General features: G+C 60.2%; 29 protein-coding genes and 1 pseudogene. 12 read left to right on the forward strand and 18 right to left on the reverse strand.

Features of this window, described 5'->3' with window-relative positions:
• Positions 1–322, forward strand: a 322-nt coding sequence (locus tag NKI22_RS15870; protein ID WP_352958586.1) for a hypothetical protein, incomplete at its 5' end; no start/stop codon positions are given.
• Positions 323–755: 433 nt separating this feature from the next.
• Here NKI22_RS15870 and NKI22_RS15875 read toward each other — a convergent pair.
• On the reverse strand, positions 756–1,649 hold the full coding sequence (locus NKI22_RS15875) for an AraC family transcriptional regulator (RefSeq protein ID WP_352850939.1): 894 nt from the start codon (positions 1,647–1,649) through the stop codon (positions 756–758).
• 162 nt (positions 1,650–1,811) lie between these two features.
• On the opposite strand from NKI22_RS15875, the gene NKI22_RS15880 reads away from it, so the two are divergent.
• The 3 genes from NKI22_RS15880 to NKI22_RS15890 all read left to right on the forward strand — a co-directional run bounded on the left by NKI22_RS15880 (position 1,812) and on the right by NKI22_RS15890 (position 5,578).
• On the forward strand, positions 1,812–2,369 hold the full coding sequence (locus NKI22_RS15880; RefSeq protein WP_352816100.1) for a type 1 glutamine amidotransferase domain-containing protein: 558 nt from the start codon (positions 1,812–1,814) through the stop codon (positions 2,367–2,369).
• A gap of 44 nt (positions 2,370–2,413) precedes the next feature.
• Positions 2,414–3,841 carry an NAD-dependent succinate-semialdehyde dehydrogenase gene (locus NKI22_RS15885; protein WP_352958588.1) on the forward strand — a complete coding sequence of 476 codons (1,428 nt, stop codon included), beginning with the start codon at positions 2,414–2,416 and terminating at the stop codon, positions 3,839–3,841.
• A 366-nt stretch (positions 3,842–4,207) separates the two neighbouring features.
• Complete coding sequence (locus NKI22_RS15890; RefSeq protein ID WP_352816239.1) at positions 4,208–5,578, forward strand: class-II fumarase/aspartase family protein; 1,371 nt, start codon at positions 4,208–4,210, stop codon at positions 5,576–5,578.
• Positions 5,579–5,771: 193 nt separating this feature from the next.
• On the opposite strand, the gene NKI22_RS15895 is transcribed toward NKI22_RS15890, so the two are convergent.
• Positions 5,772–6,527: an SDR family NAD(P)-dependent oxidoreductase gene (locus tag NKI22_RS15895; protein ID WP_352816241.1), complete on the reverse strand. Its 756-nt coding sequence runs from the start codon at positions 6,525–6,527 to the stop codon at positions 5,772–5,774.
• Between the two features lie 546 nt (positions 6,528–7,073).
• Positions 7,074–7,970 carry a DMT family transporter gene (locus NKI22_RS15900; protein WP_352816104.1) on the reverse strand — a complete coding sequence of 299 codons (897 nt, stop codon included), beginning with the start codon at positions 7,968–7,970 and terminating at the stop codon, positions 7,074–7,076.
• Positions 7,971–8,132: 162 nt separating this feature from the next.
• Between NKI22_RS15900 and NKI22_RS15905 the strand changes: the two genes are divergently transcribed.
• Positions 8,133–9,023, forward strand: a complete 891-nt coding sequence (locus NKI22_RS15905) for a LysR family transcriptional regulator (protein WP_352816106.1) — start codon at positions 8,133–8,135, stop codon at positions 9,021–9,023.
• A gap of 707 nt (positions 9,024–9,730) precedes the next feature.
• On the opposite strand, the gene NKI22_RS15910 is transcribed toward NKI22_RS15905, so the two are convergent.
• The 6 genes and pseudogenes from NKI22_RS15910 to NKI22_RS15935 all read right to left on the reverse strand — a co-directional run bounded on the left by NKI22_RS15910 (position 9,731) and on the right by NKI22_RS15935 (position 12,644).
• The gene (locus tag NKI22_RS15910) at positions 9,731–9,913 is read right to left on the reverse strand and encodes a hypothetical protein (RefSeq protein ID WP_352816107.1); all 183 of its coding nucleotides are present in this window, start codon (positions 9,911–9,913) and stop codon (positions 9,731–9,733) included.
• Between the two features lie 29 nt (positions 9,914–9,942).
• Positions 9,943–10,644, reverse strand: a pseudogene (locus NKI22_RS15915) (hydantoinase/oxoprolinase N-terminal domain-containing protein); the annotation flags it as partial.
• Between the two features lie 4 nt (positions 10,645–10,648).
• Positions 10,649–10,987, reverse strand: coding sequence for a ferredoxin FdxA (fdxA, locus tag NKI22_RS15920; RefSeq protein WP_352816109.1), 339 nt, complete (start codon positions 10,985–10,987; stop codon positions 10,649–10,651).
• Complete coding sequence (locus NKI22_RS15925) at positions 10,984–11,355, reverse strand: group III truncated hemoglobin (protein ID WP_352816111.1); 372 nt, start codon at positions 11,353–11,355, stop codon at positions 10,984–10,986. Before NKI22_RS15925 ends, fdxA begins: the two co-directional genes overlap by 4 nt.
• A 63-nt stretch (positions 11,356–11,418) precedes the next feature.
• Positions 11,419–12,105, reverse strand: coding sequence for a CBS domain-containing protein (locus NKI22_RS15930; protein ID WP_352816113.1), 687 nt, complete (start codon positions 12,103–12,105; stop codon positions 11,419–11,421).
• 11 nt (positions 12,106–12,116) lie between these two features.
• Positions 12,117–12,644 (reverse strand): hypothetical protein, encoded by a 528-nt coding sequence (locus NKI22_RS15935; protein ID WP_352816114.1) that lies wholly within the window; start codon positions 12,642–12,644, stop codon positions 12,117–12,119.
• A gap of 323 nt (positions 12,645–12,967) precedes the next feature.
• On the opposite strand from NKI22_RS15935, the gene NKI22_RS15940 reads away from it, so the two are divergent.
• The 4 genes from NKI22_RS15940 to NKI22_RS15955 all read left to right on the forward strand — a co-directional run bounded on the left by NKI22_RS15940 (position 12,968) and on the right by NKI22_RS15955 (position 15,310).
• Positions 12,968–13,267: an XRE family transcriptional regulator gene (locus NKI22_RS15940; protein WP_352642816.1), complete on the forward strand. Its 300-nt coding sequence runs from the start codon at positions 12,968–12,970 to the stop codon at positions 13,265–13,267.
• A gap of 569 nt (positions 13,268–13,836) precedes the next feature.
• On the forward strand, positions 13,837–14,361 hold the full coding sequence (rnk, locus tag NKI22_RS15945) for a nucleoside diphosphate kinase regulator (RefSeq protein WP_352816116.1): 525 nt from the start codon (positions 13,837–13,839) through the stop codon (positions 14,359–14,361).
• A 161-nt stretch (positions 14,362–14,522) separates the two neighbouring features.
• A complete protein-coding gene (locus NKI22_RS15950) occupies positions 14,523–15,086 on the forward strand; it encodes a GreA/GreB family elongation factor (protein WP_352816118.1) in 564 nt (187 codons plus the stop codon).
• Between the two features lie 95 nt (positions 15,087–15,181).
• Positions 15,182–15,310 carry a hypothetical protein gene (locus NKI22_RS15955; RefSeq protein WP_256753415.1) on the forward strand — a complete coding sequence of 43 codons (129 nt, stop codon included), beginning with the start codon at positions 15,182–15,184 and terminating at the stop codon, positions 15,308–15,310.
• Between the two features lie 82 nt (positions 15,311–15,392).
• Here NKI22_RS15955 and NKI22_RS15960 read toward each other — a convergent pair whose 3' ends face one another.
• Positions 15,393–16,238: a LysR family transcriptional regulator gene (locus tag NKI22_RS15960; RefSeq protein WP_352816120.1), complete on the reverse strand. Its 846-nt coding sequence runs from the start codon at positions 16,236–16,238 to the stop codon at positions 15,393–15,395.
• Between the two features lie 126 nt (positions 16,239–16,364).
• On the opposite strand from NKI22_RS15960, the gene NKI22_RS15965 reads away from it, so the two are divergent.
• The 3 genes from NKI22_RS15965 (at position 16,365) to NKI22_RS15975 (ending at position 19,403) form a co-directional block, all read left to right on the forward strand.
• On the forward strand, positions 16,365–17,027 hold the full coding sequence (locus NKI22_RS15965; protein WP_502897701.1) for a 5-formyltetrahydrofolate cyclo-ligase: 663 nt from the start codon (positions 16,365–16,367) through the stop codon (positions 17,025–17,027).
• A 101-nt stretch (positions 17,028–17,128) separates the two neighbouring features.
• On the forward strand, positions 17,129–18,724 hold the full coding sequence (ctaD, locus tag NKI22_RS15970) for a cytochrome c oxidase subunit I (protein WP_352816124.1): 1,596 nt from the start codon (positions 17,129–17,131) through the stop codon (positions 18,722–18,724).
• A gap of 184 nt (positions 18,725–18,908) precedes the next feature.
• Entirely contained in the window at positions 18,909–19,403 is a 495-nt protein-coding gene (locus NKI22_RS15975) for a Tim44/TimA family putative adaptor protein (protein ID WP_352816126.1), read from the forward strand.
• A 128-nt stretch (positions 19,404–19,531) separates the two neighbouring features.
• Here NKI22_RS15975 and NKI22_RS15980 read toward each other — a convergent pair whose 3' ends face one another.
• The 8 genes from NKI22_RS15980 to NKI22_RS16015 form a co-directional block, all read right to left on the reverse strand.
• Entirely contained in the window at positions 19,532–20,200 is a 669-nt protein-coding gene (locus NKI22_RS15980) for a universal stress protein (RefSeq protein ID WP_352816128.1), read from the reverse strand.
• 11 nt (positions 20,201–20,211) lie between these two features.
• Positions 20,212–20,352 (reverse strand): hypothetical protein, encoded by a 141-nt coding sequence (locus NKI22_RS15985; protein ID WP_352816130.1) that lies wholly within the window; start codon positions 20,350–20,352, stop codon positions 20,212–20,214.
• Between the two features lie 205 nt (positions 20,353–20,557).
• Positions 20,558–20,854: a hypothetical protein gene (locus NKI22_RS15990; protein WP_352850864.1), complete on the reverse strand. Its 297-nt coding sequence runs from the start codon at positions 20,852–20,854 to the stop codon at positions 20,558–20,560.
• Between the two features lie 86 nt (positions 20,855–20,940).
• The gene (locus NKI22_RS15995; RefSeq protein ID WP_352958591.1) at positions 20,941–22,476 is read right to left on the reverse strand and encodes an FAD-dependent oxidoreductase; all 1,536 of its coding nucleotides are present in this window, start codon (positions 22,474–22,476) and stop codon (positions 20,941–20,943) included.
• Positions 22,477–22,738: 262 nt separating this feature from the next.
• Complete coding sequence (gene fsa, locus NKI22_RS16000; protein WP_352816136.1) at positions 22,739–23,395, reverse strand: fructose-6-phosphate aldolase; 657 nt, start codon at positions 23,393–23,395, stop codon at positions 22,739–22,741.
• 139 nt (positions 23,396–23,534) lie between these two features.
• Positions 23,535–23,906: a DUF488 domain-containing protein gene (locus NKI22_RS16005; RefSeq protein ID WP_352816138.1), complete on the reverse strand. Its 372-nt coding sequence runs from the start codon at positions 23,904–23,906 to the stop codon at positions 23,535–23,537.
• Positions 23,903–24,124 (reverse strand): hypothetical protein, encoded by a 222-nt coding sequence (locus NKI22_RS16010; protein ID WP_352816139.1) that lies wholly within the window; start codon positions 24,122–24,124, stop codon positions 23,903–23,905. Before NKI22_RS16010 ends, NKI22_RS16005 begins: the two co-directional genes overlap by 4 nt.
• Before the next feature lie 42 nt (positions 24,125–24,166).
• Positions 24,167–24,574, reverse strand: a complete 408-nt coding sequence (locus NKI22_RS16015) for a c-type cytochrome (RefSeq protein WP_352816140.1) — start codon at positions 24,572–24,574, stop codon at positions 24,167–24,169.
• Between the last annotated feature and the right edge of the window lie 27 nt (positions 24,575–24,601).

Genomic DNA, 24,601 nt, shown 5'->3' on the forward strand with positions numbered 1-24,601 from the left:
TTTCATGAGAGATCTCCTTGGAAAATGCGTCCCTTCACCGCGTAAAACTGCGGCTAAAAAATTTTGTTCCAAACCAATGGAGCGAAACGGCAAGCGATCCGAGTGGCGGAACAAGCTCCACCTGATGACGTTACCCGCCTATGGCGACCCCGCTGCGAACAGCATAATCAGCATCCATGAGGTATCGATTGAGGATATCCCATTGCTAGTCTCCATTACGCGTTGGGCCAATCAACCCCTTCACTCGCAAGCCACCACCAGCGTCAGTGTCGAGGTTACCCTACTTCTGGAACCCGTCCTATCGCATGCGCGGCCGGGCTAGCTGAACAGCGCGCTCAGCCGTTGTCGGCCGGCCTATTGGCGAAAGCAGCTCTTCGTGCATCATCGCCCGCGGAAATCATCAGTGCTTCAGGGTACAAGCCCTCATTTTCAGCATGGTCCGTCAGGAACTCGCATTCGCTCACTCAGGATTGACAGCATCAAACTTGGGTACGCTTGCCGAATGGGAGCTCAACCGCTCTCGCCTGACCGGACCCAGCTTCTCTTGACGAGCATGGCTTTTAAACACCGCACGAGATCAGAATAACTGATGACCGGCCATTGCGCCGCGACATTCCATGGCTTGCTCGGCATGATGGTGGTGCTGCCGCCGTCCACCACCAGTGCCTGCACGGTGAACCACGGTCAGGCCCTGACCGAAAACTCGGTGACTGCGTCGTTGGGAAGCTTTGTCAGACCACGGCGCCCATCGCTAGCTATGCGGCAACGTTCATCCGCTCCCTGGCCTGCTTGATGTCACGGACAGGCGGTACGCCAAACATTCGGCCGTATTCGCGCGTGAACTGCGGCACGCTTTCGTAGCCGACCGCATAGGCGGCGCTGCTCGCGGGCATGCCGTCTGACAGCATGATGCGCCGCGCCTCAATCAGGCGCAACTGCTTCTGGAACTGCAGCGGCGAGAGCGAGGTGATCGCTCTGAAATGCTGGTGGAAAGAGGAGACACTCATGCCGGCCTTCTCCGCTAGCTGCTCGACGCGAAGCGGTTGCGCAAATCCTTCACGGATGAGAGCTACTGCTTTGCCGATGCGCTGTGCATGGCTATCGGTAACGCCCAGCGCGCGGATGGCCGAGCCATGTCTGCCCGCGAGAAGCCAGAAATGCAGCTCGCGCACGAGCTGATCCCCAAGCACGGGCAAGGCCGCCGGCCGATCGAGCACGCGCATCAGCCTCAAAGCGGCTTCGGCGACTTCTGCCTCGGTCATGTCGACGCGGACGGGTCCGCCGACACCTGCCTGCACGACGCGCATCTCCACGGCCAGCCGCTCGATCACCGCGGCGTCGAGCTCGAGGACCAGCGAATAATAAGGCACGCCGGCGTTCGCGCGGGTGATCTGGCTCACAGTCGGCACGTCCGCGGCGATCAATAGCGAGTCGCCGGCGCCGAACTCGAAGGTCTGGCTGCCCATGGTCACGCGCTTGCCACCCTGGACGACCAGAGCCACCAGCGGGCAGTTGATCGCATATTGCAACTCGCTGGAACGAGTGGCCCGGATCGTACTCAACCCCGGCACATCGGTTCTGGCAATGCCGTAACTGTCGGCATTGGCGTCGGCATGGCGGCGAACGGCTTCAAGCAGCGTGTGTGTCATTGCAGCGAGTATATTCCCAAGCGCGCGACGCACAATCCACCTCGGAGTAATAGGCAAGGAAGCCGAAGCTTTGGGCAACCGCGATGTCCGGGCCGGGGCGATTGTGCCGGTCAACGGGAGCGGGATCCTAGATGGCTCCCCCCGCAGTCGAGGAGAGTTCAGATGACCGACCTTTCGAACCGCCATGTCCTGATCCTGTCTGCTGACGGGTTTGAGGATGACGAACTGTACCTCCCCCGTCAGTCGCTGCTCGACGCCGGCGCGAACGTGACTCTGGCCTCGCCCGCTACGGGATCGATAAGCGGCGTCGTCTACGATATGGCGACGGGCCGCTCGAACCCCTCCGAGCGGGCGATTGCGCCCGACGTGCAATTGTCCGACGTCGATGGCGCCGCCTACGACGCGCTGATCGTGCCTGGCGGCGTGGTGAACCCGGACAGGCTGCGGATGACCGAGGAAGCAGTTCAGATCGTCCGGCAATTCGACGCGGCCGGCAAGCCGGTGGCCTCCATCTGTCATGGCCCCTGGGTGCTAATTGAGGCCGATATCGTGCGCGGCCGGCGCACCACCGGCTGGTACTCCGTCCGCACTGACCTGAGGAACGCGGGATCGCAGGTCCTGGACGCCGAAGTCGTCATCGATGGCAACCTCATTACCAGCCGCATGCCGTCCGACATCCCGGCCTTCACCAACGCCATTGTCAAAGCGCTCTCGGGCTGAACCGCCCCACCCGATCAGCGTGCCCGCAAGCCAGGAGACTTTCCATGACCAGCATGTTCCAGCTTCTGATCGCCGGCGAGAGCCGCGAAGGCTCCGACCGTATCGCAGTCGATGTCGTCAACCCCGCTACCGGCGAGGCTTTTGGCAGTGTGGCCTTTGCCTCCAAGTCCGATATCGACGAGACGATAAAGGTCGCCTTGGGCGGGCTCCGATCCTGGCAGGCCGTGCCGCCTTGGGAGCGCGGCCGCATCCTCAAGGACGCGGCCCAGCGCCTGCGCGCAGACTTCGTCCGCATCGCCAATGTCATCACCCGCGAGCAGGGCAAGCCGCTTCGCGAGGCTTGCATCGAGATCGAGCGCTCCGCCGATTTCCTCGAATGGGGGGCCGAACAGGCGCGGCGGATTTCCGGCCGCATCGTCCCGGCCCGCGCGCCCGGTCAACGCATTGAGGTGCAACCGCATCCGATCGGCGTGGTGGCCGCCTTCACGCCCTGGAACTTCTCGATGGCGCTTGCTGCGAAGAAATTCGCAGGCGCGCTTGGCGCCGGTTGCGCGATCATCTGCAAGCCCTCGCAGGAAACGCCCGGTTCGGTGATCGAGATGGCCAAGGCACTGCTCGAGGCGGGCGTCCATCCGGCCGCGATCGCAGTCGTGTTCGGTGACGCCAACGATGTCTCGACCCAGCTTATCAATGCGCCGCAAGTGGCTAAAATCACCTTCACCGGCTCGATCCCGATCGGCAAGCGCCTGGCCGCGGCCGCCGGGGCAGCGATGAAGCCGGTGACCATGGAACTCGGCGGCCATGCACCGGTGATCGTATGCGGTGACGTCGACCCCGAAGCGACGGCCGAACTGCTGGTGCATGCCAAGTTCATGAATGCCGGCCAGATCTGCCTATGTCCTTCACGTTTCTTTGTCGAGGCGAGCATTGCGCAGCGCTTCACGGCGCGCTTCGTCGAACTGGCCAATGCGTTGCGCGTGGGCGACGGCACCGATCAGCAGACACAGATGGGGCCGCTCGCCAACGAGCGCCGGGTCGACGCCATCGCAAGGCTTGTCGACGACGCACGCGCACGCGGCGCGACCATTCTTGCGGGCGGTAAGCGGCTGGACCGACGCGGCAACTTCTACTCGCCGACCGTGCTGATCGATGTGCCCGACGAGGCGGCCATTCTGCGCGAGGAACCTTTCGGTCCCGTGGCGCCAATCCTGCCGTTCAACGACGAGAAGTCGATGCTGGAAAGGGCGAACGGGCTCGAATTCGGCCTCTCTTCCTATGTCTTCACCCATGACGGTGCGCGGCAGCGCCGGCTGGTCGACGCCCTGCAATATGGCGTTGTCGGCGTGAACGGGGGCCTGACGCACCAACCCGAAGCACCGCTCGGCGGCTGGAAGGAAAGCGGCATCGACACCGAAGGCGGCATTGAGATCCTCGATCCGTACCAGATTACCAAGCATGTGAACCTGCAGTGAGACAGCCCGGCGGGAGCGATTCCGATCCACCGTGTCACCGCGATGGAGGGCGTCGTGACCCTGATCGACGCAGGGCCTACGCTGCTTGCCAATGTGTTGACGCTGTTCTCCAGAACGGCGTGAACATCTTGCACAGCCAATCTGTCGAGCAATGGCGGGCGCTGCAGGCGCCCATCCCCGGGCCGGCCAGCGCCCATGTGCCGATCGCCGCGTCCGTGTCGATCACAATGGTCGCCCGCGGCAACCATTTGGCTCGCCCTGCTCGCCACCGTCGTCCTCACCATCGAGAGGGAAAGCGACTGTGCTCGCCGCTTGATGCGCCTGCATGATCAAATCGACACTCAAGCAGCGTACCGGAGACCTGTGATGAACACCCTTTCCCTGATCGATTCTCCCTTTTTCGGCGCGAGCTTCACAGACCCCGAAATGCGCTCGATTTTCGACAGCGGCGCATTCATGGGCCGTTGCGTCGAGACCGAAGTCGCACTCGCGAAGGCACAGGCGCGCCTCGGCATGATTCCTGCCGAAGCTGGACTCGGCATCGCAAACGCCGCCAATCACCATCAGTTCGATCTCGAGCGCCTGGGGCGCGAAACCGAGATCGTCGGCTATCCGATCCTACCGATCGTCGAACAACTCGCACATGCGGCAGGGCAGGCCGGGCGCTATCTGCATTGGGGAGCAACCACGCAGGACATCATGGATACCGCAACGGTCCTGCAGGTCCGCGCAGCGCTGGACCGGATTGACCGCCAACTTACCGAAACGATGGGCGCATTGCGACAGTTGGCGAAGGCGCACCGCGCGACCCCTATGGCTGGACGCACGCATCTGCAGCACGCGCTGCCGATCACCTTCGGCTACAAGGCGGCCGTTTGGCTGAGCGCGCTCGAACGGCACCGCGAGCGCTTGGCGCAAATGCGCCCGCGCGTACTTGTCGTACAATTTTCCGGCGCCTCGGGCACACTGGCATCCCTTGGCGACAGAGGACTGGCGGTGCAGGAGGAACTTGCGCGGATCTTGGAGCTGGCTACGCCGGCGATCACCTGGCATTCGTCGCGCGACGGCATGGCCGAAGCTGTGCAACTGCTCGCCCTGATCTGCGGCAGCCTCGCCAAGCTCGCCTTCGATATCTCCATCATGATGACGACCGAACTCGGCGAAGTTTCGGAACCCTATGTGCGCCATCGCGGCGCATCGAGCACCATGCCGCAGAAGCGCAATCCGATCTCGTGCGAGCTCATCATCGCCGCCGCAAAGCTGGTGCGCCAGCATGCCGGATTGATGCTCGACGCAATGGTGCACGATTTCGAGCGCGCGACTGGCCCGTGGCATCTCGAATGGGCGGCGGTCCCCGAAGCATTCGCGCTGACGGCGGGCGCACTTAGCCCAACCCACTTCCTGCTTTCCGGGCTAGAAGTGCATCAGGAACGCATGCGCGCCAACCTGGACGTATCGCGCGGCCTGATCGTCGCCGAGGCGGTGATGATGGCGCTCGCGCCGATTACCGGAAGGCAAACGGCGCACGACCTCGTCTATGCCGGGTGCCGCCGCGCGCTGGAAACCGAACAGTCGCTCTTTGAGGTTCTCGCGGGCACGCCCGAGGTTGCCGCCCATCTTGGGCTGAAGCGTCTGCACAAGCTAACAGAGCCGACCAACTATCTTGGGTCCGCCCAGGAGATGATCGACCGCGTCCTCGGCGGCGCCAAGGCTGGCCAGCCAGCCGATCTGGCGTAGTCCTGCGGCCTTGCGGCTCGGCCTGAGCTGCCCGCATAAGCGGGCGCTTGGCGTCACAGAACCTTTCCAGCAACCGCCGTTCGATCCGAAGAAAGTACCGTCCAATGACCGCACCGCATGAGTGCCGAAAGGGCGCTGCCGCGAGACCGCGGCGGCGCCCTTGTTGATCTTTACCTTGACCGGGCCGGTTGCCTTAAATCACCTGCCCGCCAGAAACCTCGATCCGCTGCGCGGTAATCCAGCGATTGTCGGGGCCGAGCAGATTGGCGACCATCGGGCCGATGTCGTCGGGCAAGCCGACGCGGCCCAGCGCGATCATGTTGGCAAACTGCTTGTTCAGCTCAGGCATGTCACGCACCGCGCCGCCCAGGAAATCAGTCTCGATCGCGCCAGGCGCCACCGTGTTGACGGCGATGCCCCGGCTTCCCAGTTCCTTGGCCATATAGACCGTGAGGATTTCCACCGCGCCCTTTGCGGCGGAGTAAGCCGAAAAGCCGGGGTACGAGACGCGCGTCAATCCCGTAGAGAAGTTCACGATGCGGCCTCCGTCGGCAATGAGCGGCAGCAGAGCCTGCGTGAGGAAGAAGACGCCTTTAACATGGGTGTCGAAAAGTGCGTCGAATTGAGCTTCGGTGGTTTCGGCGAAACTTGCCATTTCACCCTGGCCGGCATTGTTGACGAGGTGGTCGAACCTATCCCGTCCCCACGTGGTCGACAGTTGGGACCTGACTGTATCAGCGAAGCGCCCGAACGAGCCGATGTCGGTCACGTCGAGACGCAGCGCCACGACCTTACGACCCATTGCCTGAATCTCGGCGACGACGGCCTTCGCCTGCTCGTCGCCCCTGCGGTAAGTGAAAATCACGTCGCCGCCACGGCGCGCGATGCTTATAGCGGTGTTGCGGCCGAGGCCACGGCTTGCACCAGTGACGAGCGACACAGTCGTCATTGAAATTCTCCTTCGGATCGATTGTTGCGACGCAACTGTTATGGGCGTGGGCGGCCCCCACCGGTTGCCCGTTCGTCGGGTAGACTTGCCTAATCCTGCGACGACGTCGTTATCCATCCTATCCATCAGTGGTGGGTGGGTTCGCCGCTTGCCATCAGCGTGATTTCGCTTCGGGATGCGCCAATACGCGCCAGTCGCCGTCGCGCACTCGCCGGCGACGCTGCTCCCGCGCGATAGCTGGACAGCAGGTTCGCAAATGCGGAACCCGCGGGCTTCGGCGGCAATCACCGGGGCGCCGACGGGAACGAGGAAGCGGTCACCGCAATGGCCAGAGATGTCGCTGCCTGTATGAACGGCAGATCCAGTGGGAGGGGCGCAGGCCACGGCCAAAGGCGCCGTCGAGGGCAAAGCGGCCAAGAGCGTTATAACCGCAACGGGCCGTATGCGGGCATTCAGCTTTTTGCTAAGGGCAAGCTAAAGCAGACTTGGATTCAGCGTGTGGACCGTGCGTAATATTGTTCCGGGTTGCTTGAAGTCCAACTGGGACTATCCGCGCGCCGTCAGCCAGACTCCTACGACCGTCACAGCCAAGCCGAAAAACATCGCCGGCGTGAGAGGCTCCGAGAATAGCACCCAAGCCCACAGCATAGTTACGGGGGGACTCAGATAGATGGCGGCGCTGACCTTCGCCACGGGGTACATGCTCAGCATCGTGTAATAGACCGAATAGGCGGCGAAGGTGGCAATAAACACGAGCCAAACCATTCCGATGGCGAACTCAGCCGTCATCGGCGGCTCAACCCCTCCCTGAGCGATGGCGCAGATGCCGAACAGGACCGCGCCAGTCAGCGTGTGAACGCAGAGGCTCTGGTGGACGGGCATGTTCAGCGACTCCCGGCCCCTGCGGAGGACCGACGCGAAGGAGAAGACCATCATCGAGCCAAGGGTTAACTCGTAGGCCCACAAGGGCGCAGTTCCGAAGCTCAAGCTGTCGAAAGATACAATCAGTACGCCCGTCACCGCGACGGCAGTGCCAAGCCACTGCCGCAGGTTTAGCCGTTCCCCCAGAACAGGCTGCGACATGGCCGCGACTGCCAGCGGCACAAGATCAGAGATCAGCGCGACCAACCCGGTCGGCACGCGTTGCTCGATCGCGAGCGCGAAGCCGCCGAGATAAATGAAGACGGCCATCACGCCGAACAAGGCTTGGGATATGACCGCGCGCAGGCGCATCCTCGGCCCGAACGCAAGTGCGAATGGAAGGAGGATGACTCCTGACAACAGTGTGCGCCAAAACAGTAGGACGGCTACGCTGGCTTCTTCGCTTGCGTAACGGATGCCAACGAAACCGGAACTCCAGGCGATGATCAGCAATCCCGCCAACAGAGGATAGAGAATACGGTGACGGGTCACAATTTCTGAAAACGAAGAAAGGGCTGTCACTTGCGTGCCTAGGTTGCATGTCGCTACCGAGTAGCCGACCTGCAGGCATCGGGCACATGACAAATATCGATTGGGTGATGACAAACATGCCATCAAGTTCATACCGTGTTGTCAAAATGATGCTGACGCGTTCATGTATAGCAATCACAGCGGAAGTCGCGGATGACCGACATCAACAGCAGACGACTGGACATCGACGCGTTGCGCGCAATTCGTGCTGTCAAGCTCCATGGCGGTGTCACCAGAGCAGCCGACGCGCTCGGGCTGACGCAGTCCGCGGTAAGCCACAAAATCAAACGCCTGGAAACGAGTCTCGGATGCGAGATTCTGAACCGACGGCCCGGTGGCGGGATGTTCACCTCCGACGGCGAAAAACTCCTCGAGTACGCAGCGAAGATTCTTGCGCTGCACGACGAGGCTCTTGTGAGCTTGGCGAAGTCGGACCTGGCAGGCCGGATCATGCTGGGCCTCACCGAGGACACGACATGTTCGGATCTATCGCGCATCCTCGGCCGCTTCCACCGCTTGCACCCCCAGGTCACCGTGAGGACGAAAGTCCGAATGAGTCTCGTGCTGAGGTCAATGCTTGAACGCGGTGAACTGGACATGGCGATGGTGCAGGTTTTCTCTCACGAGATCCGACCAACCGACGTCGTGCTGTTTCGGGAGGACCTGCACTGGGTCAAGTCCCGCGAACTGTCGTTCAGCCGTCAAGGCCCGATCCCGTTCCTTTCCTTCGACGACGACTGCTTCTACCGACGCTGGGCGATTGACATCGGGCAAGACGGCGGAGTGGAGCTCGAAACCCTGTTCGAATGCTCCAGCGCTGCGGGTATCGTAGCCGCCGTAAGCGCGGGATTGGGTGTTGCTCTACTCAGCGATCGTCATATTCTCAAGGACATGGAGGTTATCGACGGCGTCCTACCTGAACCTCCCGGGCTCGCCTATATTGTGCGGCGGGCCAAGAAGGTCCGAAATCCAGCGCTCGACAGTCTGATATCTGACATTGCGAGCGAGATCAGCCGATACGGCAGGCTAACGCTGGCCAGCTAGACTAGCGTCACTTAATAGGTGCGGCGCGTGATTTGCTCGCCGAAGCCAAGGGCCAGATCAACGCTCGTATCATCCTTTTGCGGCCGCGCTGCACGCCGGTTTCTATGCGGTGGTCAGCGGGCGGAGACCGGGTCATGGGCGGGCTGTACTTGGGCCAAGCCGCATGACGGCTAAACCGGCCCAGACCCGACCTTCTATCCGAGCGGTGAGTTGGATCGCTGGGACAGATTGATCCTGATCGTCCGCAAACCCACACGCGAACTGCCGCGGGAAAAGACGGCACCGCCAGAGTCGCAGAGAGGCGGTTCATTCGGCCCGAGAGGCGTTGGTTAGAGAAATTTGCGTTCGGAATCCGTGGTTGATCGGGACGTCAGAGCGCTGAGTAAACGCGATCATGCCCAAGCGTGGAAGATCACAAGTGGTCACTCGATACATGCCCCAGTTAACGGCACCACCTTTCCAGAAGAAAGTTACAAGCAATTGATAAATAACATGAATATGGCCACAGTGGTTTGATTCACAATGATCCTGCTTGATAGCCCTCGGGAATTCTAGATCATACTCGGGCACGCTTCGGATGAATTTTCTTTGAAAGCAGCTACTTACAAGAGTGTGTGAATCGGGCCCCAACGTGCCCTCAGTTATTGATCTTGGCCCGAGGCTAGGCGACGAGTTATCATAGCCAAGATCTAGGCCCCGTCACAGCGTCACGACGCGATCCGCGGCCGTCCGATGGCGGTCGCGACAACGATGGCTTCGACGAAACTGCGTTCGCCTTCAATTGTTGTAACCCTTATGTCCCGTGCGATTTCGATCCGCGCCTGATCGGTCCCGGCGCGCTCGGCAAGACCTGCCGCCAAGACGCGAATGTGCGCTTCGGCGGCGGTCATTGCTTCGTCTTCGGTATCGTAGTCGTCCAGCCGCTCGCCTGCATGAGCGGAGCGAAGATCCCGCGTCTTGCCAGAAAGCCTTCCGTGGCGTCGACAAGGCGATCGATCATCGAGATCAGTCGCGCATTGAGAAGCGTGGTTAGCGCCCGACGCGGGCCGCCGAGTTTCGACGACAGTTCGTGTGAACAGGTCACTGGGAGCCCGGTACGCTCGCGGATGATGTCACGCACCGTGATCTCATGTTCGGGATTGCGAACCGCAAAATAAGAGGCCACGGCGACGCCTGAAACCGTGTCGGCGAGAGACGGCAGCGCAGCCATGAGAGCGTCCAGCACGAGCTGACGCGGATCGCCGTGGACGTCGTGTCCGCCCGGGCAAAAAATCACGGGATCGGAGCCGAGGGCTTTTGACAATCCGTTCCGGGCAAGATCGGCTTCAGCGAAGCCGATCATCACCAGCGCGACCCGGCCGCCCTGCCCCTCTACGAGCGCGTTGGTTGCGAGCGTGGTCGACATCGAGACGAGCTTGATCGCGCTGGGTTCGCTAGCGGCCTCGGATAAAACAGCGTCGACCGCGCCGGCGATGCCCTCGGCAAGATCGTGCCGCGTGGTCAGCGATTTGGCCTTGGCCACGATGCCTGTTGATTCCGACCACAGTACGGCATCGGTGTACGTCCCACCGGTGTCGATGCCCAGATACAGAGGCGACAGCTGATGCGCATATGCCTTCATTTGATCAGTCGCCCAGCCCGGGTTCCGGCGAGAAATATTTCGCGAGCTTGTTCGCTTCGCCGTCGAACGCCTTGGCGTCGACGGGTGGATCACGCTTGATCGCAATATTAGGCCACACAGACGCGTACTCAGCATTCAGCGCAAGCCAATCGTCGAGACCAGGCGCGGTATCGGGAAAAATGGCCTTCGCGGGGCATTCGGGCTCGCAGACGCCGCAGTCGATGCATTCATCGGGATGGATGACGAGCATGTTCTCGCCTTCGTAGAAACAGTCCACAGGACAGACCTCCACACAGTCCATGTATTTGCATCTGATGCAATTGTCAGTGACCACGAACGTCATGCGGCGTTTCTCAGCCATGGCCGGTCAGAGCGATAGAACAAGAACAGCTTCAGACTTTCAGCTATGTGGGCGGCCTTCAGCCAACAGAGCCCCGCGGTCTCGCTGTCCAGCAATTCGTCGCAACTGTCGCCAAACAAGGCGAGGCACCGGTCGAGCAGACCGATCTCCAATCCGCCTATATGCGTGCGGACCGCGACGAGACTTCCCTTGTAGTACCCGGTGGTCAACATGACCGAGGACCAGAAATCGTACATCTTCGCCAGATGCGTTTCCCAATCGCCAGCAACGACGCGCTCGAAAATCGGCCCGAGTTCTGCGTCGGCGCGGATCTTGCCGCAGAAGGAGTCGACGAGTAATCGAATCTTCACTTCGGAAATCGGGGCTGTCTGCGTCAAGGGCATAGCGCTAATCCGACTCCTCAGACCACGCCGTTAGGTCATATCGAGCGGAATGCGGTGATCATCGATAGCCCGCACGCCAGCGGTGTTTTCAGCCAGAATGAGCGAGGCTTTCCGCTCCTGCTCCGAAAGGTAAGCTCCCCAGAAGGTGACCACGCCGTTGGTCACGGTCACGTCCGGACTTCGGGTCGAGGGCCATGATTCGGATCGCAAGGCGTCTAGAATCTCCAGTCTGATACTGCTGTCGTCATGCGAGACCGGAGCGCGCCAACCTTTCCTGGCGACGACTAGGGCTCGCACCAGATTGGCGCGACTGACGATCCCCACCACCTGTCTGTCGCGCAGCACGGGAACACGCTTGATCCGATTGTGTTCAAGCAGGGTTGCGATCTCGACGACTGGCGTACTCTCGACCACCGTCGCAACTTGCATTGTCATGACGTCGGTCACATGCGCGGAATGAGACTTGACGTAGCCTTCCGCAAGACCGGCGTTATTGGCAAAAAACCGAAGCCAACAGGAACGACCCTGCGGCGCCGTACCGATCTCCGCCCGGCGGATCAAGTCTCCTTCACTGACGATACCCAGCAGCGCACCTCGATCAATCACGGGCACGGCGCTGATCCCGTGAGACAGGAGAATATCGGCGACCTCATCCACCGTACTGTCAGGCCCTACCGCGATGACCGGTGACGTCATCACGTCCTTGGCGATCAGCATTTCGTTCTCCTTCACCTGTCTGCAGGCGGCGGAACCGGCGGCAAGGTCCTTCGAGAGCCTTGCCCGTTGTGTGACAGACCAGGATTGAGGCTGATCGCACGATAGAACTCCCTTGCATGGAAAGCATAGGCTTCCAGATCGGCCGGATCGCCAGCGAACAGCCCCATGTCCTCGGCTTTCCGGAAGAACCAGGGAGCGGGTAAACCAGGTTCGAGTGCCTTCACGGCAACAGCCGCAAGCAACGGCAGGCCTTCGGCCGCATCGTCGTCCATCAGTTGTTCGAGCGCATCACGGATCACGCCTGTTGCGTCGGAACCAACGATGCTCTCGGCCAGTCTTGCATAGGTGATCGGCAGCCGGGTCTGTGCTTGCAGGAGCAGTTCCTCGCGCAGCCGTGTCTTGAGGGCATTGTCATCCGAAGGAGTGATTGGACCGCGGTCATCTACGTCGAGGCGGCTGGCAGATACCATTCGCCCGACCACATGACGCTGAACCCTGCCGGAAAGTATTCTGCCGAAATCATGTTCAAGCCTGTCCATTATCATCATCGCCGAGCCCAAGGCGCCCTTCGCGCGATATCGCCAAGAACTCCCCTGGCGTTGAGACCTGCTGGCTGGCACCCAATCTGTCAATTTCGCTTCGTATGAGCTTCACTCATCCTTATCTGCAAGACAAACGAAATTTGTTGCCGCTTTAGCACAATTATTTTGCATCAGAATTCGATTGCGGGGCGTGACGCAGCCCTTCCCTTTTCGAATTCGATATGCACTTTTGATTGGGTTAAGCCATCGCACCCCGGAGTGTCCTTGGCTTTCAGCAAGCCGCGATTTCGGCCCCGAAAGCGGCAGCAGGAGATTTTGCGATGATCACTGGTGCTCAATGCCGTGCCGCTCGCGCGCTGGTCGAATGGACCCGTGACAAGCTCTCCGGCAGTTCAGGCGTGGATGCTTTGGTCATCGAGGAATTCGAGCGTCGGATCAGCCTTCCCGACCAGGATGTCTGCGACACGTTGCAAACCGCGCTTGAAAACGCCGGCGCCGTTTTCATTGCCGAAAACGGCGGCGGTATCGGCGTTCGTCTGAAACTCAACCGCTCGGAAGTCAGGCGGATCGGCGTTCTGGAGAATGAGGGTGGCATCGTCGGAACAGACGCCGTTCCATAGACTCAAGGTTTTCGGGCTCGATGAATTCACGGCCACAGCCCGTGGCTCGACAATCCAGAATTCGCATTGGTCGGACAATGCAAACAAGGGAGGTGGCCGTCATGACGGTTACCTGGGACGCTCTAACTCAGGAGGAGCAAACGGCACTCAAGCGAATGAACCGCGGGCCTTACCCATCTCTATCAAAAGCCTTGGCCGAACGCCTTGTCTTCCTCGGATTGGCGGAAGAAAGACCGAGCGGGACCGGGATAAACAGGGCCGGAAGAGAGCTGGTGATAACTACGCTGCTTGGTGCTCGCCCTGACTAACTTAGGGTTGATGCCCGCCATGGTGCACCAAGGCCGCTGGCTTGACTTCCCGGATTGCTTCACCAACTATGGTCTTATGAACGCCGCAGTCAAAATTCATCGCGATTTTCTTTTCCGGGTTTGTCCCATAGCGGGAATGTAGCCCCCGGCTCAGTTGCCATACGCCCTGAGCCGAGGGGCAGTGCGTTAACCCACATGGGATGATCCGCAGGGCCGCGAGCTTCTGGGGCATCGGCGTTTTTCAGCAAGTTTTTCCACGAATTGACTCAGTTCCGGCACCCTTGGTGGGCGGCTGGTCCGGGCAGAAGCACGAGTATTCAAATGCAAGACAACACGAAAACCCGGCGCAAGCCGAACATCCGCATCTCGCAGTCGGATCATACGCGTCTATCGGCCCTTGCGAGCACTGTGGCTGTACGAAATCCGGAGGCGGCAGATGAGCTGCTCGCCGAACTCGAGCGCGCGCGCATCGTTGCCGATGGTTGGGTCTCCGCCGGCACCGTCCGGATGGGCTCGATTGTGACGTTCAAGCCCGACACCGGCGATCGGAAAACAGTCACGCTGGTTTTTCCTGGCGATGCGGATATCTCCGAAAACAAGGTTTCAATCCTCACGCCGATCGGCACGGCCCTGATCGGTCTCTCGGCCGGGCAGTCGATCATGTGGACTGCGCGCGATGGGCGCCGGCACGAACTGTCGGTGCTTGCGGTGAGCCAGCCCGCTCCAGAAGGCGATATGGCCGATCGGCGCTTGCCAGCGTCTTCGACAATTGCGGCGGGCGTCTAGACATGGGCGTCTCCATCCGTCTCCTCAATCACGCGGGCAGCCTCATCGCGGGAGTGTGACCCCTGCGCCGGCCTATCCTGGCCCGGCACAGGGGTAGCTTTCCTCACCCGATCAATTGCTTGACGCCGGATCCCTTGCACAGGGCCGGCCGGAGACGCGCCATGTCCACTTTCGATAGCTGCCAACTGACCACCAAGGACTACACGATACTTGAAGTGATGCAGGAGCGCCGCCCTGCCCGTGGTGATGCCTTCTCGACGATACTTCAAGGGAAGATTTCGAGCGCAGTTGTGGTGTTTCGGGAAGACATCCCAGCAACCGTCGTGACGCTCAGCAGCCGCGTCGCGTATCGGGTAAACGACGGCCCTGCCGAAATCCGCATCGTCGCACATGGCGACATGCGCGGTCTGGTTGGCATGCTTTTGCCGATCACCAATCCGCGCGGCCTTGCGCTGCTCGGTCTGGCCGAAGGTCAGTCCATTTCCATTTCGACTGCGGACGGCGGCCTTGAAACGCTGACCGTCCAAGAAGTGGTTTATCAGCCGGAAGCCGCAAGGCGCGAAAGATTGAAGCTGGCGGGGGGTGTTGAGCCGGGCTCGTCGCGACCGGACGGACCGGTTCTCCGCGTCGTTCATCGTTCGGAGGAACTGCAGGACAAAGCGGAGAACAAAGTCGTGGCGGCTTTCGACACCGGTTTCGACGACCCTGGTCCGTCGGCCGCCTGACACTTCGACTATCCCAAAGGCTGTAAAGGCGGATAGACAAGCGTTCCGTTAGCCCTTGCCTGTACCAAGATAGGTCAACAAACTAGGATCTGATTATGGATGATTACGACAACCAGAAAGGCGCCAAGCCTGAAGATGTGCGAGCCGCGTTGAGAGGCTGGGCGTTCTTCGCCGTTCTAATGACCGGAATCTTTGGCTTGGCCTACGCTTTGATCGAAATGTAAATGACCGACGAAGCCGACCAGTTTGTCATTGGAGTCTTTGCGGGCCTTGCAATAACGCGAACCGTGGTGCCTGGAGGGAGGATCATTGCACAACCTGCTTCAATCCGCGTAGCGCCTCCTGCACGTCGGCGCGCGCCTCGCTTGCTTCTGGATAGACTGCATAGGCCGGATAGGTGAATTCGGGCGCGCCTTCCACGACCTCCAACTGGCCCGCCTCGATATGGGGAGCTGCTGCGCCCCTGCGGAAATAACCCATCCCGCCGGCGCGCAGAATGTAGCTCAGCCCAAGCGGGCCAAGGCCGACCATCAATCCCGGCTCGCCGAAGGCAGAGGAACTGGCACCATGCTGGGCCGCAAACAGCGGCCCCCAATCGACATAGACATAGTCCTTGGACCCGGCCGGTTCCCCATCCCTGTCGGTGGTCCGAACCAGGACGAGCTGCTCCTCGACGAGAAGCTCTACCCTGAAACCCGGCAGCAGCTTCGGCGCATAGAGTACCGCAATGTCCAGAACGCCAGTCCTGAGCTGCTCGAGGAGCTGGTCCGGCACGCCGACCTGGGCTTGGATGGCGATTTCCGGCCTGGCCTTCTTCATCCAGACCAGCCAGTCGAGCAGCAGCGGATTCCACAGGCTGAGCTCTCCACCCAAGGCAACGACGCTTGTCCGTCCCGATGGGATGGCGAGCTGGTGCCGTGCCCGTTCCCAGATTTGCACGAATGACTGGGCGAACCGCTCGAACTCCCGGCCCGCCGGCGTCAGCTGCGCGCCATTGCGGTTGCGGATAAAGAGCTGACGTCCGAGCTCTTCCTCCAGCGTGCGTATCCGAGCGCTGACCGTGGTCTGGGTGACGTGGAGCCGGTCGGCGGCTTTCAGAAAGCTGCCGGAATGAACGATTTCCAGAAACGTGCGAGCGCGGTCGATGTCCATCACAGCTTCCAGTTCAGTGCAATAATCTTGCACTAATACAGCATTTAATTCCGTTTGCCTTCCTGTTTTACGCAGCGCAACGTCCAGATAGGCGGGGTTTCCGCTGCAACCGATATGGAGCGTGCGATGTCTGATCAGGAGGATGTTCACCCGGAGACGAGAGAATATGCCTCTCCTCCGTGCTTCATGCACGAACTTGTTCCGGGATACGGCACCGAGTCGGTTGGGCGGGAAGACTGGCCGGATGTCTGTCGATGGCGCAAGGCGGAGCGCAAGCGCCTGATCGACGAGCGTCTCGCTGTCGATGCCGAGGAACGCCTTGCGAGGTCTTTACGCATCTCTTCCGCTTTCGACCTGGCTGTCGGCCGGGTGAGCGGCCGCATCATCAGTGGCTACTGGCCTTTTCGAGGCGAACCGGACCTTCGCAACTGGGCGATCCGGGTGATCGAGCGCGGCGGGCGGATCGCGCTGCCGGTCGTCATCAAGAAAGGCTGGCCGCTGGAGTTTCGTATCTGGGGACCGGGAGACCCACTTGAACGCGGCATCTGGAATATTCTTGTCCCGTCACACGGGCCTTCGGTCCAACCGGATGTGGTCATCGCGCCCGTTGTCGGTTTCGACCAGTCTAATTATCGCCTGGGTTATGGCGGCGGCTTCTTCGACCGGACCTTGGCCGCCGCGCCGAAGCGGCCTCTCGTCGTTGGCGTCGGCTACGCAGGCAGCAGAATCCAGACCATCTATCCGCAGCCACACGACATTCCGATGGATGTGATCGTCACGGATGAATGAATGATCGCGGGCAAGACGTAGCCTCCGGTGATGGCGGATCGCAGATGCCGTTCATCGTTGAGTCCGTCTGCCTGCCGGCAGTGAAGAGCAGGAAGTCCATCATGTCTAATCCAGCCACGACCTTGGATGATCACAGGCCCCCTTTTATCGTCCGGTGGCTGTTCTCCACCAATCACAAGGATATCGGGACGCTTTACCTGCTGTTCTCGATCATGGCGGGGGTCTTCGGTACCGCGCTTTCCGTGTTGATCCGCATGGAGTTGCAGCAACCAGGCTTGCAGATATTTAGCGATCCGGCAGTCTACAACGTCGTCGTCAGCGCCCACGGCCTGATCATGATCTTCTTCGTGCTCATGCCGGCCCTGATCGGTGGCTTCGGCAATTGGATGGTGCCGATCATGATCGGCGCACCCGACATGGCCTTTCCACGCATGAACAACATTTCCTTCTGGCTGTTGGCGATGTCGTTTATCCTCTTCATCACCTCGATGTTCGTTCCAGGAGCACCCGGCACGCTCGGCCATGGCGGTGGCTGGACGCTCTATCCGCCACTGTCGACCTCAGGCCAGCCCGGCCCTGCCGTCGACCTCGTCATCCTTTCGATCCACCTTGCAGGAGCGTCATCGATCCTCGGTGCGATCAACTTCATTACGACCATTTTCAACATGCGCGCACCCGGCATGACGATGCACAAGATGCCTCTGTTTGCCTGGTCGATGCTGGTCACCGCCTTCATGCTTCTCATGTCGCTGCCCGTGCTTGCCGGCGCGATCACGATGCTGCTCACGGACCGAAACTTCGGCACGACTTTCTTCGCGCCCGAAGGCGGCGGCGATCCGATCCTCTACCAGCATCTGTTCTGGTTCTTCGGTCACCCCGAAGTCTACATCATGATCCTGCCTGGTTTCGGCATCATCAGCCACGTCATCTCGACCTTCGCCAAGAAGCCGATCTTCGGTTACATCGGCATGGCGTATGCGATGGTGGCAATCGGCGCGATCGGTTTCGTGGTTTGGGCACACCATATGTATACGGTCGGCCTGTCCGCCGACACGCAGCGTTACTTCGCCTTCGCCTCAATGGTCATCGCCGTTCCAACCGGGGTGAAGGTGTTTTCGTGGCTGGCGACCATGTGGGGAGGATCGATCGGGTTCAAGACGCCGATGCTGTGGGCTCTCGGCTTCGTCCTGCTCTTCACCATCGGCGGAGTCACCGGGATCATGGTCGCCAGCCCCGGCATCGACCGCTCGTTGCACGACACCTATTTTGTGATCGCCCACTTCCACTACGTGCTGTCTTTGGGCGCGGTCTTCGCCATCTTCGCCGGCTTCTATTACTGGTTCCCGAAGATGACTGGCTACATGTACAGCGAGACGCTGGGCAAGCTGCATTTCTGGCTGATGTTCATCGGCGTCAACCTCGTCTTCTTCCCGCAGCATTTTCTGGGCATGGCCGGCATGCCGCGACGCTATGCCGACTATCCCGACGCTTTCGCTGGCTGGAATTTCGTGTCGTCCATCGGGTCCTACATTTCAACGGCCGGACTTGTCGTCTTCTTTGTCACGGTTGCGGAGGCCTTCACCCGCAAACGTCAAGCTGGCGCCAATCCATGGGGCGAAGGGGCGACCACGCTCGAATGGCAGCTGCCGTCGCCGCCGCCCTTCCATCAATGGGAACGCCTGCCGCGCATTGTCTAAAAATTCAGCTCCGGTTCCGAACCGGCGCCTGCTTCGACATTCTGTCGGGAGAACGTCATGAACGAAACCACAGATCCAAACAACCAGATCCTGCTCGTGGCGATCATTGCGTTTTATTGGGCATTGCTGGGCAGTTGGGGCCAAACTCTACCGCGCTCAGGCAACGACAAGGCCAAGCGGGACGATGCGCCGACAGAGCAACGAACCGGCAGTATCGACGACACGTCCTGCGCGGACACACGCTCCGGATGCGATCCGAGAGATCGACCCAAATTTCGACCTTGCCGCGTTTCTGACCGGCGCCAAGATGGCTTATGAAGCAATCCTGCGCGCGTATGCGGACAGCGACATCCCAACGTTGAAGCGCCTCGTCGGGCCGGAAGTGCTCGATATCTTCGAACGAGCGATTGCCGGGCGCCGGGATCGGGAGGAGATGCTGCAACTCACCTTCATCGGCACGAACGAAGCAAAGGTCGTCGACGCTCTTGCGGAGAATGGTACCGCTGAGATTGCCGTTCGCTTCGTTTCCGACGTGGTCAGCGTTACACGCTCGGCCAACGATGCGATCGTCGCCGGCGATCCCCAGCAGATCGTTGAGGTGATCGATACGTGGACGTTCGCCTGTGACACCCCGTCAACGAAGCGCAATTGGATGTTGATCGCCACGGAAGGCGAGTAACGAGTGAATGCTCTTCCGATGCCTGCCTGACAGCCTTGTCACTGTAGATGTGCGGTCAACCCGGAGCGCTCGAGCCGCGCGGAATTTGCAGGTTTTGACAATGTGCATCCACGACTTGCGGATCACGATCAATTCGACATGACCCGGTTCAGTCGATCGTTTTCAAGCAGCGAGCGGGTAGCACCGCCAAAGATCCACTCCCTGAACCTGCTGTGGCCGTAGGCGCCGGATATGATCAGATCCGCATGCATCGCTTCGGCCACATCAGCGATCGATCCACCATCAGATCTTTCCGGAAAAACATCAGCCTTCGCCCTTACGCCGTGGTTCGAAAGGAAGGCGACGACATCGTTCAGGCTGTTCCAGGTTTCATCGGTCGCGTCATCTTCGATCGTGATTACACGAACCTCCTGAGCCATTTGCAAAAAGGGCATGGCATCAGTAACCGCACGCCTGGCTTCACGCGTATCCTTCCATCCGACAAGAACCTTGTTGATGCGGAAGTTTTCCTGGTTGGTCGAGGCGACAAAGACAGGCCGTCCTGCCTGAAGGATCAGGTTACCGAGGTCGGTGGAACGATGAACGTTGCCGGGAGAGCCGCCCTCGGGCGAAGCTGTGACGATGAGATCGGCCACACGCGCCGAGCCGATCAGCAAGCGAGTGGGATTGCCCACCGCCCCGCGCCATTCCGTATCAACCGAAGCGCCGGCAAGCCCTTCGAATTCCGCGTGGAGTTCCTCGATTCGTCGCGTGATGTTCTCCCGTTGGCGCATCATGCTGTCGCCTTCGAAGACCACTCCTCCTTCCATTACGACAGGCGGCGGAACGTCGGCAGCCGTGAGACCGACCAGACGCGCATCGAATGCTGGGCCAGATCGACACCGAGCTTGATAACAGGAGCGACCATACCGTCGATGTCGAGATTGAGAACGATTGACTTGTAGCCCATTTGGGTTTTCCTTCCATGGATTGGAGATAATGCCGGCTCGGCAAAGGGAAAACGTCAACAGACGCCCTGCCGCGAAACGCGGCTTCGCAATGCGGCCAACCCTCAAAAGCCGGAGGTCTGCCTCGCAAAGTTTTCGAAAAACTGGTGACGAACGATCGGTGTCGTGAAGTGCGCCGGCCGGCGTGATCGTGAAGGTCCCCTGGCCCTACTCGAACATAATCCGAGCGGTACCTCTTTTGGCGATCAACATTCTCCGAGCTTCCTGGACCCGCTCAGCCTGTAGTTTGGTATAGGGCCCCATCGGCCGCGTCTTTTCATCGCCGCGACGGACCCGGCAGTACCAGTGGCCGCTGTCCGAGAAGATTTCAACCGAGGTCGGCGTCTCATCGGACGCTTCCCTGACGACCTCCTTGGCGAACTCGACGATCTTTGAATAATGCTGAGCGGGCGCAACCGTGGGCAAACCGCTGGTAGTGTCAAGTTCCTGTTGCACTGTGGACATAAGTCGAACTCCTTTCGGTCACGACGACACACCGCTCCGCCATTCTGGCTGCGCTCTCTCCGGATCGCGGTGCCCGAGAGCGCTTACTAGATTGCCATTTGGCGCTCCATTTCCAACTCCGCCTCCAGACTTTCGACGTCGCGAAAGATCGACGCGACAGCCAGCGTACGCCCTTCGCGTTTGAAGCGGAGCAGACAATCCTTGGCAGTGATGTCACCATCGACCGCAATCTCGTCCCATCGCCCCGCATGGCCGACATAGTTGATGGGAACATCGTAATGCTGGCTCCAAAAGAACGGCACGGCGGCGTACTTCTCACGCTGTCCGAGCATGTTGAGTGCTGCGGTTTGCCCCTGCCTCTCTGCAACCACCCAATGCTCGACCCGAATGTTCTCGCCGCTGTGAGGGTCTGGCCACCGCGCAATGTCGCCGGCCGCGAATATCCCCGATGCGCTCGTCTCCAGAAAGGCGTTCACGACGACACCGCGATCGACGTCGAGCCCAGCCTTTTCGGCGAGCCCGAACCGCGGTCGCACGCCGATGCCGGCGACGACGAAATCCGCCGTCAATGTAATGCCGCTGCTGAGTTTCACCTTGCTGCCATCAATGCTGCTCGCGGTATCCTCGAGATGGAATACGACACCATTTTCCTCGTGGAGGGCGCGGATGAAGTGGCCCATCTGCGGCCCCAGGACCCGCTCCATGGGCCGTTTACCTGGTGCAACGACATGAACGTCGATATCGCGCGCGCGCAGGGCCGCGGCAACTTCCAGGCCAATGAAACTGGCGCCAAGCACGATGGCGCGGCGCGTAGTCGTGGCTCGCTCGATGATCGCCTTGCAATCTGCGAACGAGCGCAGCGTGTGAACGTGTGGCTGGTCGGCGCCGGGTATGGTCAGGCGCACCGGTTCGGCTCCGGTTGCAAGGAGTAGCCTATCGTAGGGAGTCCGGGCTCCGTCTGCGAGTACGACCTCGCCAGAACGGGCATCGATGCCGACGACGTTCGCATTGAGACGCAGGTCGATGTCGTTCTTTGAATAAAAGCTTTCCCCACGCAGCGGAACCCACTCCGCCGGCGCCCTGCCGGCGAGGTAATCCTTGGAAAGATTGGGACGATCAACGGGTGGCGCTTCGTCGTTGCTGAGCATGACGATGCTGCCCTGATAATGTTCGCGCCGGAGTTTTTCGGCCGCCGCGAAACCGGCCGCTCCGCCGCCGACAATGACGATCTTCTCTGGAACCTTGCCAGAGCCCCCGTCGCGCAGCTTCGGAGCCGTCCGTTTGCGCTTCTCGCCCACGAATATTCGATCATCGCGTTGTTCCACCGACCAGCAAGCGAGTGGATTAAAGGCTGGCGCGCGTAAGGCCTCGCCTGTGCGCAAATCGAAGCACGCGTGATGCCAGGGACACCGAACGGTATCCTCCACCACAAGACCGTCGACGAGCGGCCCGCCGTAATGTGTGCAGGTCGCGCCGATGGCGAAGACCTCAGTCCCGCGGCGCACCAACAACACCTGTTCCTCGCGACAATGGCCAACGAGCTTTCCGCCATCGGGCAGATCCGAGAACGCGATGCCCTGGACCAGATCCGGCCCGATCAATTTGGTATGGCCTTCAGCCATTTTCTTCTCCTTGGCGAACCGGTGTCAAATCCCGAGACGCGGGAAATCTCCGGTCCACCAACCTCGGAACGCCGCGTGCCTGGCTGGCGTGCCGTCAGTGTCTTGGCATCGCTAAGTGCCTGAGCGTCCAGACACGTTACTTGATGCGGTTTGAGCCGCTGATACTACAGTCTCCCGCCATCTTCGGTGTCATGCAAACGAATTTAATCGGTGATTGTGTGCAAGTTTTATGCTGGCTTCCCGAGTAATTCCCTGCAGCCGATTACAGGATAGCTTGCCCCGTCTTACCCCAATCGGCGAGAAAGGACTCGAGACCCTTGTCGGTGAGTGGGTGCTTGGCGAGGTTTCTGAGTACTTGGGGTGGCACGGTCGCAATATTGGCGCCCGCGATCGCCGCCTGTTTCACATGGAGAGGCGTGCGAATTGAGGATGCCAGGATTTCCGTCGTGAACGTTTTGTCGTTGTCATAGATCGTGCGGATTTCTCGGATCACTTCCATGCCGTCCAGACCGAGATCGTCGAGCCTGCCGACGAACGGCGAAATGAAGGTCGCGCCTGCCTTGGCGGCGAGCAGTGCCTGGGTGGCTGAAAAGCACAGGGTGACATTGACCTTGTGTCCGAGCTGACTGAGTGCCCGGCAAGCCCTGAATCCATCCCAGGTGGATGGCACCTTGACGGCCACATTGGCGGCAATGCTGGCCAAACGCACTCCCTCGGCGATCATGCCGTCGAAGTGGATCGCGGTGACTTCCGCTGAAACCGGGCCGTCGATTGTCTGGCAAATCTCCTTGATCACATCTCTGATCGGTCGGCCGGTCTTTGCGATAAGGGACGGGTTCGTGGTCACTCCGTCGAGAAAGCCAGCAGCAGCAAGCTCGCGAATTTCAGATATGTCTGCGGTATCGACAAAGAATTTCATTGTTTTTTTCCTCAACTGAACGCGCCCAACGATGATTGGATGTATCTTCCTTGGTTTGGTTCCGGAGAGACGAGTTTGTTGTCGCGGTTGTGATCGCAGTCGGCGAAAGCAATGCAAGTGCAGGAGCGACGTGACGTCTCTATCGATGTCTCAGCAAAATCTCTCTAAGGACGACGGCATCGTTGTGGGCCTCGTCATGAGCCGAGTAGACGAGTGTGACGTCGCCCTGCCGTATCATGTCGCGCAGTCGGTCGAGTTCATCGCGATGCTCATGGATTTCCGCCGCATATCGCCGGCGGAATTCCTCCCAGCGGGCTGGATCATGTCCGAACCATTTCCGAAGCTCGGTGCTTGGCGCGAGTTCCTTCATCCAATCGTCTATGGCGGCCTCGGTCTTCTTGACCCCTCGCGGCCAGAGCCGGTCCACCAACACGCGTGTGCCATCGTCGGCGGCAGGGCTCTCATATGCTCTTTTCAATTTTACTGTCTCGTGAACCATTTTTGCGCTCATCGAAGTCGTGTCCTGTCGGTCTCTGTGTCGTTGACAGCGTCGAGAAGGTCGGAAAATTCGCTTCTAAGGATTGCCTCGTCGGCTGCATCCGACACGAACACGAAGATGTCGCCGCGATATCGCTCGATCCAGTGATGGCCCGCACCATGGCTGCGCAGGTAGTCGCCGATCTGATGGATCGTGGAATACCCCAGGCCTTGGTGCAGAAGGAACTTCATACAGCTTGTGCTTTGCAGCCGGGACAGGTCGCCCCGCCTAGCTCAGGGGCCGACCTTCTGACCCTGAGCGTTGAACTGTTTCAGGTAGGCGATGACGTCGGCGATCTCCTGGTCCTTGCTGAGACCGGCGAACGCCATCTTTGTGCCGGGAACCAGTTTGCGCGGCGCGCGCAGATAGGTCGTCAGCGTCGGTCCATCCCAGGTCAGACCCGAATTCTTGTTCGCCGCGGAATAACTGTAATCGGGATATGCACCGGCCGCTCGGCCCACAACACCATTTAGGACCGGACCCACTCCGTTCTTTGCGTCAGGGCCGACCTTGTGGCAGGCCATGCACCGTTTGAAGACGCCGGCACCGGCTTCGGCATTGCCGGACAATGTGTCCTGCGCATGGGCCGAACCGACTGCAATGAGAACCGCGGTCGCCAATCCAAGCATGGTCGATTTCATGTTTGCTACCTTCAATGAGCTGCGGGC

It is taken from the genome of Mesorhizobium sp. M0778 (assembly GCF_040320105.1).
In the GTDB taxonomy this organism is placed as follows: Bacteria; Pseudomonadota; Alphaproteobacteria; order Rhizobiales; family Rhizobiaceae; genus Mesorhizobium.

What these genes read in the sequence shown, in the direction of transcription:
- NKI22_RS15985 (WP_352816130.1), bottom strand. Translation starts at nt 20,352, where the DNA reads ATGGGCTACAAGTCAATCGTTCTCAATCTCGACATCGACGGTATGGTC.
- NKI22_RS15885 (WP_352958588.1), top strand. Translation starts at nt 2,414, where the DNA reads ATGACCAGCATGTTCCAGCTTCTGATCGCCGGCGAGAGCCGCGAAGGC.
- NKI22_RS15975 (WP_352816126.1), top strand. Translation starts at nt 18,909, where the DNA reads ATGCGCCGACAGAGCAACGAACCGGCAGTATCGACGACACGTCCTGCG.
- fsa (WP_352816136.1), bottom strand. Translation starts at nt 23,395, where the DNA reads ATGAAATTCTTTGTCGATACCGCAGACATATCTGAAATTCGCGAGCTT.
- NKI22_RS15965 (WP_502897701.1), top strand. Translation starts at nt 16,365, where the DNA reads ATGTCTGATCAGGAGGATGTTCACCCGGAGACGAGAGAATATGCCTCT.
- NKI22_RS15940 (WP_352642816.1), top strand. Translation starts at nt 12,968, where the DNA reads ATGATCACTGGTGCTCAATGCCGTGCCGCTCGCGCGCTGGTCGAATGG.
- NKI22_RS15905 (WP_352816106.1), top strand. Translation starts at nt 8,133, where the DNA reads ATGACCGACATCAACAGCAGACGACTGGACATCGACGCGTTGCGCGCA.
- NKI22_RS15930 (WP_352816113.1), bottom strand. Translation starts at nt 12,105, where the DNA reads ATGCTGATCGCCAAGGACGTGATGACGTCACCGGTCATCGCGGTAGGG.
- NKI22_RS16010 (WP_352816139.1), bottom strand. Translation starts at nt 24,124, where the DNA reads ATGAAGTTCCTTCTGCACCAAGGCCTGGGGTATTCCACGATCCATCAG.
- ctaD (WP_352816124.1), top strand. Translation starts at nt 17,129, where the DNA reads ATGTCTAATCCAGCCACGACCTTGGATGATCACAGGCCCCCTTTTATC.
- NKI22_RS15880 (WP_352816100.1), top strand. Translation starts at nt 1,812, where the DNA reads ATGACCGACCTTTCGAACCGCCATGTCCTGATCCTGTCTGCTGACGGG.
- NKI22_RS15875 (WP_352850939.1), bottom strand. Translation starts at nt 1,649, where the DNA reads ATGACACACACGCTGCTTGAAGCCGTTCGCCGCCATGCCGACGCCAAT.
- NKI22_RS15995 (WP_352958591.1), bottom strand. Translation starts at nt 22,476, where the DNA reads ATGGCTGAAGGCCATACCAAATTGATCGGGCCGGATCTGGTCCAGGGC.
- fdxA (WP_352816109.1), bottom strand. Translation starts at nt 10,987, where the DNA reads ATGACGTTCGTGGTCACTGACAATTGCATCAGATGCAAATACATGGAC.
- NKI22_RS15910 (WP_352816107.1), bottom strand. Translation starts at nt 9,913, where the DNA reads ATGACCGCCGCCGAAGCGCACATTCGCGTCTTGGCGGCAGGTCTTGCC.
- NKI22_RS15960 (WP_352816120.1), bottom strand. Translation starts at nt 16,238, where the DNA reads ATGGACATCGACCGCGCTCGCACGTTTCTGGAAATCGTTCATTCCGGC.
- NKI22_RS16015 (WP_352816140.1), bottom strand. Translation starts at nt 24,574, where the DNA reads ATGAAATCGACCATGCTTGGATTGGCGACCGCGGTTCTCATTGCAGTC.
- NKI22_RS15990 (WP_352850864.1), bottom strand. Translation starts at nt 20,854, where the DNA reads ATGTCCACAGTGCAACAGGAACTTGACACTACCAGCGGTTTGCCCACG.
- NKI22_RS15895 (WP_352816241.1), bottom strand. Translation starts at nt 6,527, where the DNA reads ATGACGACTGTGTCGCTCGTCACTGGTGCAAGCCGTGGCCTCGGCCGC.
- NKI22_RS16005 (WP_352816138.1), bottom strand. Translation starts at nt 23,906, where the DNA reads ATGAGCGCAAAAATGGTTCACGAGACAGTAAAATTGAAAAGAGCATAT.
- NKI22_RS15890 (WP_352816239.1), top strand. Translation starts at nt 4,208, where the DNA reads ATGAACACCCTTTCCCTGATCGATTCTCCCTTTTTCGGCGCGAGCTTC.
- NKI22_RS15950 (WP_352816118.1), top strand. Translation starts at nt 14,523, where the DNA reads ATGTCCACTTTCGATAGCTGCCAACTGACCACCAAGGACTACACGATA.
- NKI22_RS15935 (WP_352816114.1), bottom strand. Translation starts at nt 12,644, where the DNA reads ATGGACAGGCTTGAACATGATTTCGGCAGAATACTTTCCGGCAGGGTT.
- NKI22_RS15955 (WP_256753415.1), top strand. Translation starts at nt 15,182, where the DNA reads ATGGATGATTACGACAACCAGAAAGGCGCCAAGCCTGAAGATGTGCGA.